The 11440-nt window shown below is 64.5% G+C and carries 12 protein-coding genes; 10 read left to right on the top strand and 2 right to left on the bottom strand.

Annotated elements, in window-relative coordinates:
* Positions 1–28: 28 nt before the first annotated feature.
* Entirely contained in the window at positions 29–1789 is a 1761-nt protein-coding gene (locus Q0K17_RS08205; RefSeq protein ID WP_294542061.1) for an aryl-sulfate sulfotransferase, read from the bottom strand.
* A 42-nt stretch (positions 1790–1831) separates the two neighbouring features.
* A complete protein-coding gene (locus Q0K17_RS08200; RefSeq protein ID WP_366776817.1) occupies positions 1832–2599 on the bottom strand; it encodes a sulfite exporter TauE/SafE family protein in 768 nt (255 codons plus the stop codon).
* A gap of 359 nt (positions 2600–2958) precedes the next feature.
* Here Q0K17_RS08200 and acpP point away from each other — a divergent pair, with 359 nt between their 5' ends.
* The 10 genes from acpP (at position 2959) to Q0K17_RS08150 (ending at position 11350) form a co-directional block, all read left to right on the top strand.
* Positions 2959–3186, top strand: coding sequence for an acyl carrier protein (gene acpP / locus Q0K17_RS08195; protein WP_294542056.1), 228 nt, complete (start codon positions 2959–2961; stop codon positions 3184–3186).
* 47 nt (positions 3187–3233) lie between these two features.
* Complete coding sequence (accD, locus tag Q0K17_RS08190; protein WP_294542054.1) at positions 3234–4118, top strand: acetyl-CoA carboxylase, carboxyltransferase subunit beta; 885 nt, start codon at positions 3234–3236, stop codon at positions 4116–4118.
* Complete coding sequence (locus Q0K17_RS08185; RefSeq protein ID WP_294542052.1) at positions 4115–5077, top strand: acetyl-CoA carboxylase carboxyltransferase subunit alpha; 963 nt, start codon at positions 4115–4117, stop codon at positions 5075–5077. Before accD ends, Q0K17_RS08185 begins: the two co-directional genes overlap by 4 nt.
* A gap of 19 nt (positions 5078–5096) precedes the next feature.
* Positions 5097–6047 carry a beta-ketoacyl-ACP synthase 3 gene (locus Q0K17_RS08180; RefSeq protein ID WP_294542050.1) on the top strand — a complete coding sequence of 317 codons (951 nt, stop codon included), beginning with the start codon at positions 5097–5099 and terminating at the stop codon, positions 6045–6047.
* The gene (locus tag Q0K17_RS08175; RefSeq protein WP_294542048.1) at positions 6044–6982 is read left to right on the top strand and encodes a nitronate monooxygenase; all 939 of its coding nucleotides are present in this window, start codon (positions 6044–6046) and stop codon (positions 6980–6982) included. Before Q0K17_RS08180 ends, Q0K17_RS08175 begins: the two co-directional genes overlap by 4 nt.
* 17 nt (positions 6983–6999) lie before the next feature.
* Positions 7000–7944: an ACP S-malonyltransferase gene (fabD, locus tag Q0K17_RS08170; protein ID WP_294542045.1), complete on the top strand. Its 945-nt coding sequence runs from the start codon at positions 7000–7002 to the stop codon at positions 7942–7944.
* Entirely contained in the window at positions 7941–8693 is a 753-nt protein-coding gene (gene fabG / locus Q0K17_RS08165) for a 3-oxoacyl-[acyl-carrier-protein] reductase (protein ID WP_294542043.1), read from the top strand. The genes fabD and fabG overlap by 4 nt, the downstream gene beginning before the upstream one ends.
* A 335-nt stretch (positions 8694–9028) precedes the next feature.
* On the top strand, positions 9029–10270 hold the full coding sequence (fabF, locus tag Q0K17_RS08160; protein WP_294542041.1) for a beta-ketoacyl-ACP synthase II: 1242 nt from the start codon (positions 9029–9031) through the stop codon (positions 10268–10270).
* A 4-nt stretch (positions 10271–10274) separates the two neighbouring features.
* The gene (gene fabZ, locus Q0K17_RS08155) at positions 10275–10745 is read left to right on the top strand and encodes a 3-hydroxyacyl-ACP dehydratase FabZ (RefSeq protein ID WP_294542039.1); all 471 of its coding nucleotides are present in this window, start codon (positions 10275–10277) and stop codon (positions 10743–10745) included.
* 137 nt (positions 10746–10882) lie between these two features.
* Positions 10883–11350, top strand: a complete 468-nt coding sequence (locus tag Q0K17_RS08150; protein ID WP_294542037.1) for a MarR family transcriptional regulator — start codon at positions 10883–10885, stop codon at positions 11348–11350.
* Positions 11351–11440: the final 90 nt, after the last annotated feature.

Here is an 11440-nt window from a genome sequence, read left to right as displayed (position 1 = left end):
TGAGGGAGGCCATTTTTTCTTGCTGGCATCAGCCGAACCAGAACCCGGTCATGTCATACTTGAAGGTCCGGTAGTTCTGCATGGTGCAGTCGTATTTGTATTCCCGGATGAGCACGCCTTCGGGGTCGTACTCCCCGAAGACCATGGACACCCCGCTGTTCACCACCCAGTTGTCCGAGTTGTCGCAATGTACCCCGTCGGACACGATGCTGGAATAGGGCACGTCGAAGCCGTCGGCCAGCTCGAAGGTGCGGGCGTTCTCGTCGATGCGGTAGATGTACACCTGGCTGGTCTCGCTGCCGTCGCCGTACAGGTCGGTGCCCACGGTGTCGGCCACCTCCATCTCAAAGTCGTCCCGGGTGTTCAGCGACCAGTAGTTGTTGTTGTAGATCACCAGGGTATACACCCCGTCCCCCTCCTGGGCCAGCAGTTCCACGCAGTGCTGGCCGTACTGGGGCACAAAGTCGCCCACCTGGGTCAGGCAGAGGTCGGCGTAGGGGGTGTCCGCCCAGAACCGGCTGTCCCCGGCCAGCCAGTCCACGGCGGGGGCGCTGTGGATGCCGGTCACCTTGATGATGGTGGAGGTCTCCCGGGAGGAGACGATGAGGCTGTCATCCTCCGGCATGTACTGCAAACTGTTCAGGTGGATCCAGTCCCATTCCCCGGCCTGCCAGAAGAAGTCATCGGTGGGGGTGACGGGGCGGGTCATGTCAAAATAGCCCTGCATCACCTGGGTGAAGTCCAGGATCTCAGAGACCTCCCCGCTTTCCAGGTCGATGGACAGCACCCGGTCCTCCACCGTCTCGCCGTCCACCTCTTCCGCCAGGGCCAGCACCTCCCCATCGGCGCCGAAGCCGATGTCATGGTGCAGCTCGTAGCCCTCCAGGTCGTACACCTGGGTCACCTCTCCCAGCCCGTTGATGCGGGCCAGCTTGGAGGAGGACACGCAGGTGATGATCTCGTTTCCGTCAAAGAGCATCCGGTCCAGGCCGTAGCCTTCCAGCACCATCTCATAGCGCAGGATGCCGTCGTTGTCGTAGAAGAAGCCGTAGCCCAGATACCCGTTCACCCGCATCATGGCAAACAGCCCGCCGGCCTGGGCCGCGTCGGAGCTGCCGTCGGTCACTTCCAGTTTGGTGGCGTAGCCGGAGCGGGTCTCGGGCATCTCCACCGTGAAGCTCACGATCTGGCGGGCGTTGCCCCAGCTGCCCGAGATGGTCATGGTGACCTGGTTGGTTTCCCCGGGCACCAGACCGATGATCTGGAACTCGTGGATGCGGCTGTACTCCTGCCCCGAAGCGTCCGCCGCGTAAGCGGTGTAGTCGGGGATGTCCTCGTCCTCCACATGGATGGTGTAGCTCACCTTGGTGGCCACATCCGTCTGGAAGTAGAGATACAGCTCGTTGCTGGCGGTGCCGAAGGGGTTCAGCACGGCCAGGGGGGTGGTGGCGGTCCAGGTCATGCTGGCCTTCAGGCTGTCCAGTGCCCCGGCCAGCCGCTCCTGCACCGCCGTGTCATAGTAGGTGAAGCCTTCCTCGTCGATGCCGTCGGGGATCAGCTGCACCGCACGCAGCCCGTCCCCCAGTTCCGCCTCGGCGTAGGTCACCCCCTCCTGGGCGTTCTCCCCGATGGTGTCCCCGGTCTCGAACTCCCAGTCGGTGCGGACCACGCTCTCCTGGGCGGTGAATGCCTTGGACACCCCCAGCACGATGAGGGGCACTGCCACGATCAGCACCACCACCGCAATCAGGATACCGATGATCAGTTTCTTCCGCTTTTTCAGCTCCATGATTTCTTCTTCACTCCCGTTACAAACCTTCCAAAAGCTCGCTTATAAGTAGGTGATACACACCAGCACAACGCCCAGCACGGTCAGGATCATGCCGGTCAGGCGATTGAGCGTCAGGGTAGAGGCCCGGGTGGCGATGCGCGCCGCGATCTGTGCCCAGATCAGGGTAAAGACCACACACAGGATCAGCAGGTCCGGCCGGGGCGGCGCCCCCAGGGTGAAGTGGCTCACCGCCCCGGTCAGGGCGGAAAAGGTCATGATGAAGACGCTGGTCCCCACGGCGGTCTTGAGCTCGTAGCCCAGCACCACCGTCAGCACCAGCAGCATCATCATGCCGCCCCCGGCGCCGAAGAACCCGCAGATCAGCCCGATGATGGAACCGCCCACCGCCCCTTTCAGGATGCGGATGGCCCGGCTGCCCCCCCGCATGGTGCGGTTGGTGGAGGTCACCGGCAAAAACAGGAACTTGAGCCCCAGCAGCAGGGTCATCACCACCGAGAAGTTGCCCAGGGTACCGTCCGGCACAAAGGTGGACAGCCAGCTGCCCACCAGGGTCATGCACAGCACCCCGCACATCATCACAAAGCCGTTTTTCAGGTCGATGGCCCCGGTCTTGGCGTAGGTCCGGGCGCTCACCGCGCTGGCCAGCACGTCGCTGGCCAAAGCGATGCCGATGGCATCGTAGGCCGGAATGTCCAGAAAGGTGATGAGCATGGGACTGATGACGGTGGCGGCGCTCATGCCCGCAAACCCGGTGCCGATGCCTGCCCCGGCCCCCGCCAGAAAACAGATCCAGATCTCAAACAACAGTGTGCTCAACTTCCCAAAACTCCTTTGCTCGGGGCCGCAGCCCCGGGTAAGGCGGCCGGAACGCGCCCCGCGCCCGCCGCCTTCGCCCTTCCATATTACCATACCTATGGGGGAAATCCTAGGCCCTTATCTGCGAAAAATGCCTGAATATTTTATGAAAACGCCCAGAAATCCCCGGGCGGCGGACCGTTTTTTGGAAATACCTCAAAAAATTAAGGTAAAATTCTTGACAAATCCCCCGGGAGGTGTATAATGGCATCGTTCGATTTAGCTAAATAAATTTAGGTAAAATCCGAACGACCGACCGGCCCGGAACCCCGGCCGGACACCATGTATACAGAGATAAGGAGAGAATCCCCATGACTTTTGACGAACTGAAGAACGTGATCGTGGACACCCTGAACGCCGACGAAGAGAAGGTCACCATGGAAGCCAGCCTGGCCGACGACCTGCAGGCCGACAGCCTGGACGCCGTGGAGCTGAACATGGCCATTGAGGAAGCCTTCGGCGTTTCCATCCCCGACGAGGAGCTGCCCAACATGAAGACGGTGGGCGACATCTTCAACTACCTGACCCAGAACGCCTGAGCGTAAGGCGCCCCACATCATCCCAAGAATCAACAGGAGGAACATCCATGGACGTTGGCAAGATCTTTGCCGTCGGCAGCCGGGAGCGCATGTTCCAGCTCAAGGCACGGCGTGATGCCGGGCTGGACAGCCCCCGCTGGCAGCCGCCTCATTACTTCACCTGCAAAAAGTGCGAGCGACGCGCCACCCGCCAGACCTGGGCCAGCACCCTGTATGTCTGCCCCAACTGCGGCCACCACCAGCCCATCGGCGGGTATTACCGCCTGAGCATGGTGCTGGACCACGGCTCCTTCCGGGAGCTGGACGGGGAACTGCAGAGCAAGAACGTCCTGGATTTCCCCGGTTATGACGAAAAGCTGGAAGCCCAGCGGGCCAAGACCGGTCTGGCCGACGCGGCCGTCACCGCCACCGGCAAGGTGGGCGGCGTGCCGGTGGTGGCCGCCGTGCTGGACAGCCGCTTCTTCATGGGCAGCATGGGCACCGCCGTGGGCGAAAAGATCACCCGCGCGGTGGAATTTGCCGCCAGGAAGGACCTGCCCCTGATCATCTTTTCCGCCAGCGGCGGCGCCCGCATGCAGGAAGGCATCTTCAGCCTGATGCAGATGGCCAAGACCAGCGCCGCCATCCAGCGGTTCCAGGCCAAGGGCGGGCTGTACATCAGCTACCTGACCCACCCCACCACCGGCGGCGTCACCGCCAGCTTTGCCAGCCTGGGGGACATCACCCTGGCCGAGCCCGGTGCCCTCATCGGCTTTGCGGGCCCCCGTGTCATTGAACAGACCATCGGCCAGAAGCTGCCCCAGGGCTTCCAGCGGGCGGAATACCTGCTGGACCACGGCTTTGTGGACCAGGTGGTGCCCCGCAGCGAGATGAAAGCCACCCTGACCCGCATCCTCAAACTTCACACCCAAGGAAGGAAGCACGGCGCATGATCAAGGATATTCTGAAAGAGGTCGAGGACCTGGACGCGGCCATCACCGCCGCCCGGGAGGCAGGCGCCTCCCAGGACCCCGCCGACGAACTGCTGGGCAACGACGGCGCCGACACCCCCGACCTGGAAGCCATGGAAGCCCGCCGCACCGAGCTTTTGAACCAGTGCACCGACCTGACCGCCGCTGACCGGGTGTTCCTGGCGCGGCATCAGGGCCGCCCCCGCATCGATGAGTACATCGACGTGCTCTTCACCGATTTCTTTGAGCAGCGGGGCGACCGCCAGTGCCGGGAAGACCCCAGCATCCTGGGGGGCATCGCCCGGTACAAGGGCCTGCCGGTCACCGTCATCGGCCACCGCAAAGGCTCCAACACCGAGGAGAACCTCCGGTTCAACTTCGGCATGCCCGGACCGGAAGGCTACCGCAAGGCCCTGCGCCTGATGAAGCAGGCGGAAAAGTTCGGCCGTCCCATCATCACCTTCATCGACACCCCCGGCGCCTACCCGGGCAAGGAGGCGGAGGAGCGGGGCCAGGGCGAGGCCATCGCCCGCAACCTGGCCGAGATGAGCGGCCTGACCGTGCCGGTGATCTCGGTTGTCACCGGCGAGGGCAGCAGCGGCGGCGCCCTGGGCCTGGGCGTGGCCAACCACATCCTCATGCTGGAAAACGCCGTCTACTCGGTGCTCAGCCCCGAAGGCTTTGCCAGCATTTTGTGGAAGGATTCCTCCCGCAGCGGGGAAGCCTGCGACATCATGAAGCTCACCGCCCATGACCTGCAGCAGGACGGCATTGTGGAGGAGGTCATCCCCGAACCCCTGGGCGGCGCCCAGCGGGACCACAAGGCCCTGTTCACCGCCCTGGACGCGGCGCTGGAACGCCACCTGACCCAGCTGTGCAAGCTGAATGGCAAGGCCCTGGCCGAACAGCGTTACAAAAAGTACCGTCAGATCGGTTTGTGACATAGATACGAGGGAAAGTATGAAAGGTTTGCAGCTGATCGCCACCGGCGGGGCCCTGCCCGGCCGCCTGGTGACCAACGAGGATTTGAGCCAGCTGGTGGATACCAGCGATGAATGGATCACCACCCGCACCGGCATCCGCCAGCGGCATTTCTGCGCCGAAGGCGAAACCGCCACCACCCTGGCGGTGGCGGCGGCACGGCAGGCGCTGGCGCGCAGCGGTCTTGCCCCGGAGCAGATCGGCTGCTGTGTCTGCGGTACTTTGTCGGCCCAATACGCCACCCCCAGCACCGCCTGCCTGGTCCAGAAGGAACTGGGCCTGCCCCAGGATATCCCGGTGCTGGACGTGAACGCTGCCTGCTCCGGCTTCATCTACGGGGCCGGGGTGGCCCGGGGCCTGCTGGCCATGCGGGAGAACGACACCCGCCGGTACGCCCTGGTCATCGGGTGCGAACAGCTGTCCCGCCTGATGGATATGACCGACCGCAGCACCTGCGTCCTCTTCGGGGACGGGGCCGGGGCGGCGGTCTTTGAACTGGCCGAGGACGACGGCTTTGCCATCGACCTGGGCGCCCGGGGGGATATGGCCATCACCACCCCCGCCGGCGGGCCCATCGGCATGGACGGCAGGGCGGTCTTCCGGTTCGCGGTGGACGCTTTGCCCCGCACCCTGCACGCGGTGCTGGAAGCTTCCGGCAAGACGCTGGAGGACCTGGACTGGGTGGTCTGCCACCAGGCCAACAGCCGCATCATCGACCACTGCGTCAAGAAACTGGGGGCCGACCCCGCCAAATTCTACAAAAACATGGACCGCCACGGCAACACCAGCGCCGCCAGCATTCCGGTGGCGCTGAACGAACTGGCCGAACAAGGCCGCCTGACCCCGGGCATGCGCATCGCCTGCATCGGCTTCGGCGGCGGGCTGACCTGGGGCGGTATGCTCATCACGGTGAAAGGAAGGGCTGTATGAAACTGCTGAACGAGATTCTGGGCACCAAATACCCCCTGATCCAGGGCGGCATGGCCAACATTGCCACCGGCGAATTTGCCGCCGCCTGCTCCAACGCGGGCGCCCTGGGGCTCATCGGCTCCGGCGGCATGAACGCCGACAGCCTGCGGGAGAACATCCGCAAGGCCAAGCAGCTCACCGACAAGCCCTTCGGCGTGAACATCATGCTCATGCACCCCCAGGCGGACGAGTTCGCCAGGATCGTGGTGGAGGAAGGGGTCCGCTTTGTCACCACCGGCGCCGGCAACCCGGGCAAGTACATGGAAAGCTGGAAGACCGCCGGCATCACCGTCATGCCGGTGGTGGCCGCCGCCGTGCTGGCCAAGCACCTGGTCAAGTGCGGCGCCGACGCCCTCATCGCCGAAGGCACCGAGAGCGGCGGCCATGTGGGCGAGATGGCCACCATGGCCCTGGTCCCCCAGGTGGTGGACGCGGTGGACGTGCCGGTCATCGCCGCCGGCGGCATTGCGGACGGCCGCCAGCTGGCCGCCGCCTTTGCCCTGGGTGCCTGCGGCGCCCAGATCGGCACCTGCCTGCTGGTCAGTGAGGAATGCCCCATCCATCCCAACTACAAGGCCGCCCTGCTCAAGGCCAAGGACAGCGATACCATCGTCACCGGCCGCATCGGCGGCACCCCCGTCCGGGTGCTGAAGAACCGGATGAGCCGAGAGTATGTCCGCCAGGAAAAAGCGGGCGCCGACAAGATGGAGCTGGAAAAGTACACCCTGGGCAGCCTGCGCCGTGCCGTCTTTGAGGGCGACACCGACACCGGCAGCCTGATGGCCGGCCAGGTGGCGGGCATGCTCAAGGAAGTGCGCCCGGTGGCCGCCATTCTGGATGATCTGATGGCCGACTGCCGCACCCGTCTGGGGGAAGTGGCCGCCATCCAGCTGTGAAAAAAGGAGATTGCATCATGAAACTTGCGTTCCTGTATGCCGGTCAGGGCAGCCAGCACGCCGGGATGGGCGCCGATCTGTACGAAGCCTCCCCGGTGTTCCAGCAGGTCTTTGATGAGGCCGCCCAGGGCCTGGACTTTGACCTGAAGACCACCTGCTTCACCGACCCCGAGGGGGTCATCAACCAGACCCAATACACCCAGCCCTGCATGGTGGCCTTCGCCGTGGGCGTCACCGCCATGCTGGCCGCCGAGGGCATCCGCCCCGAATACGCCGCGGGCCTGTCCCTGGGCGAATACTCCGCCCTGGAATGTGCGGGCGTCTTTGACGCCAAAACCGCGGTGGAGCTGGTGGCCTTCCGCGGCAAGGCCATGGCCAAGGCCTCCGAGGGGCTGGAATGCGGCATGACCGCCGTGCTCAAGCTGGACCGGGAAGCCCTCCAGCGCTGCTGCGACGAGGCCGCGTCTCTGGGCGTGGTGCAGATCTGCAACTACAACTGCCCCGGCCAGCTGGTCATCGGCGGCGAGAAGGCCGCCGTGGACAAGGCCGCCGAGCTGGCCCTGGCGGCGGGCGCCAAGCGCTGCCTGCCCCTGAAGGTCAGCGGCCCCTTCCACACCAGCCTGATGCACCCGGCGGGGGATGCTCTGGCCGAAAAGTTCCGGACCATCGACTTCCAGCCCATGGAACTGCCGGTGCTCTTCAACTGCCTGGGCCATGAGATGAATGCGGGAGATTCCATCCCCGCCCTGCTGGAAAAGCAGGTGCAGAGCAGCGTCTACCTGGAGGACACCATCCGCCGTCTGGCCGAGCTGGGCGTGGATACCGTCGTCGAGGTAGGTCCGGGCAAGACCATCTCCGGCTTTGTGAAAAAGACCGTGGGCAGCGCCATCACCTGCCTGAACATCGAGACGATGGCCGACTTCACCGCCGCCGTCGCCGCCCTCAAGGAGGCCCGGGCATGAGCGAAGCTGAAAACATCCGCCGCGCCGCCCTGGTCACCGGGGGCGGGCGGGGCATCGGTCGGGCCATCTGTCTGGCCCTGGCCGCCCAGGGCTATAATGTGGCGGTGAACTACGCCGCCAGCTCCGCCGCCGCGGAGCAGACCGCCGCCGACTGCCGCGCTTACGGCGTGGAGGCCGTGGCCCTGCAGGGGGACGTCACCGACCCCGCCGCCTGCCAGACCCTGGTGGACACCGCGGCCAAGACCTTCGGCCGTCTGGATGTGCTGGTGAACAACGCCGGCGTCACCGCCGACAAGCTGATCCTGCGCATGCAGCCGGAGGATTTCGACAAGGTCATCAACGCCAACCTGAAGGGCGCCTTCTTCTGCTGCAAGGCCGCCTGCAAGCTGATGATGCGCCAGCGGTACGGCCGCATCGTCAACATCAGCAGCGTGGTGGGCCTGCACGGCAACGCGGGTCAGGCCAACTACGCCGCCAGCAAGGCGGGGCTCATCGGCCTGACCAAGAGTCTGGCCAAGGAGTTCGCCGCCCGGAACGTCACCGTCAACGCGGTGGCCCCCGGTTTCATCGCCACCGACATGACCAACGCCATGACCGACGCCGCCAAGCAGGCGGCCATGGCCGGCATCCCGGCGGGGCGCATCGGCGCGGCGGAGGATGTGGCCAATGCGGTGGCCTTCCTGGCCGGCGACAACGCCGCCTACATCACCGGACAGGTGCTGTGCGTGGACGGCGGGATGGGCATGTAACTCCCCTGGCGGGGCAAAAGGGGGAACAGCCCCGCACGGCAATTGCCTAACGGGTCTATTCCCCCTCTTGGACACCCCTTCGACAAAATTTCGCACCGAACCGCGCACTCGCCGCACAGCGGCTCGCACACAATTCGGCGCAAAATTTCCCTGGCGGTGTTCCCGTCGTCGGCGCGTGTCCGCCGACGGGAACGGATTTGAAAATTCGGGGCACAGGCGCGCACGTTGCGGTAGCCGGGTCCTGTTCCCCAAAATATACGCGGGCATTGCGGGCCCGCGGAACCCATCGTTTTGGCACTGAGGTAATTTGTATATAAAGGATAGCGAGGTTTCCCATGGAAAAACGCAGAGTCGTCATCACCGGCCTGGGCACGGTCAACCCCACCGGCAACACGGTGGCCGAAAGCTGGGCCGCCATCAAGCAGGGGGTGTGCGGCGTGGGGCCCATCACCCACTACGACACCACCAACAGCAAGGTCAAGGTAGCCGCCGAAGTCAAGGACTTCGACCCCGCCGTGCGCGTGGACAAGCGGGAAGCGCGCAAGATGGCCCGCTTCACCCAGTTTGCGGTGGCCGCTGCCGCCGAAGCCATGGCCGATTCCGGCATTGATATGGAAACCACCGACGCCAGCCGGTTCGCCACCATCATCTCCAGCGGCATCGGCGGCCTGCCCACCATCGAGGAGGAGCACGCCAAGGGCGAAGCCAAGGGTTTTGACAAGGTCAGCCCCTTCTTTGTGCCCATGTCCATCGCCAACATGGCGGCGGGCCAGGTGGCCATCCGCTTCGGCCTCAAGGGCATGTGCACCAGCCCGGTCACCGCCTGCGCCGGCGGCACCAACGCCATCGGCGATGCCTTCCACCGCATCCGGGACGGGTACGAGGACCTGGCCATCTGCGGCGGCGCCGAAAGCTGCATCAGCCCTCTGGGGGTGGGCGGCTTCACCAGCATGAAGGCCCTGAACACCACCGAGGACCCCACCCGCGCCTCCATCCCCTTTGACGCTGAGCGGGGCGGCTTTGTCATCGGCGAGGGCGCCGGTATGCTGATCCTGGAAGAACTGGAACACGCCAAAGCCCGGGGCGCCAAGATCTACGCCGAGGTGGTGGGCTACGGCGCCAACTGCGACGCCTACCACTTCACCGCTCCCGCCCCCGGCGGGGTGGGCGGTGCGGACTGCATGCGTCTGGCCCTGAAGGACGCCGACCTGGCCCCCGAGGCCATCGGCTACATCAACGCCCACGGCACCAGCACCCACCTGAACGATTCCTGCGAGACCGCCGCCATCAAGGCGGTGTTCGGGGAGCACGCCTACAAGCTCCATGTGTCCAGCACCAAGTCCATGACCGGCCACCTGCTGGGGGCCGCCGGCGGGGTGGAGGGCGTCTTTACCGCCCTGGCCCTGCACGAAGGCTACCTGCCCGCCACCATCGGCCTGCAGGTCCCCGACCCGGAATGTGACCTGGACTACCTGCCCAACCAGGGTCTGGAAGAACAGGTGGACTACGCCCTGAGCGACAGCCTGGGCTTCGGCGGACACAACGCCGCCGTCATCTTCAAGCGCTGGGAGGGCTGAAACCATGGCCATTGTTGCAAATGATCCGCCGCGGGTGCTTTCGGCCTCCCAGATCGCGGAGATCCTGCCCCATCGGTATCCCTTCGCCCTGGTGGACCGCATCACCGACTACCAGCCCGGCCAGTGGGCCCGGGGCATCAAGTGCGTGAGCATGAACGAACCCTTTTTCCAGGGGCATTTTCCCGGTCAGCCGGTGATGCCCGGGGTGCTCATTCTGGAAGCCCTGGCCCAGTGCGGCGCCGTGGCCGCCCTCAGTGAGGAGGGCGCCAAAGGCAAGCTGGCGCTGTTCGGCGGGGTGAAGAACGCCCGGTTCCGCCGTCAGGTGGTGCCCGGGGACGTGCTGACCCTGGAATGTGAACTGGTGGAACGCCACGGGCCTGTGGGCGTTGGCAAGGCGACGGCCTGGGTGGACGGTGTGCGCGCCGTCAACGCCGAGCTGACCTTTGCCATCGTCGACCGGGAGAACGCCCAGTGACCACACAGGGCTGTTCAATCGCGCCGAAACATGGTATACTGACCTGTAAGGATACAAAACAGATCCGGGCGGCCATACGTCTGCGCCGCGCCCGCGGCACGGCGTCCCGCGCCCCCGATCCCCAGGAGGTTTTTGCCATGCTGGACCAGGCCTTTGAACAGGTGTATACCAAGTTCAAGCTGCATTTTTACAAACAGGTTTTCAACAAGTTTGCCACCCGCGAAGCCACCTTGACCACCGTGGAATCCTTCTGCATGGAGGTCATCATGGCGCTGGGCAGCCCGACCATCGCGGAGTTTTCCAACATGATGAACCTGTCCACCCCCAACGCCGCCTACAAGATCAACAATCTGGTGAAGAAGGGGTATGTGAAGAAGGTGCAGTCGGAGACCGACAAGCGCGAATACCACCTGTACCCCACCCGCAAGTACATTGATTATTACAGCATCAGCTATGCCTATCTGCAGAAGGTGGTGGACCGGGCCAAGCAGCGGTTCACCATGGAGGAACTGCAGAGCCTGGAGCGGATGCTGCGCATCGTCTCGGACGAACTCATGCCCGAGATCCCGCTGCCTGCCCGTTCCACCGAGGCAAAGCCGGAATAAATTCTTTCTTTTGACATTCTCATCTCTATTCTCTCTTCAAATAAGGCAAAGGCTCCCCGTCAAGGGGAGCCTTTCGTAGTTGTATGGCAG

Source organism: uncultured Gemmiger sp., assembly GCA_944388105.1.
GTDB lineage: Bacteria > Bacillota > Clostridia > Oscillospirales > Ruminococcaceae > Gemmiger.
This window is presented reverse-complemented; position numbering and strand designations above follow the sequence as displayed.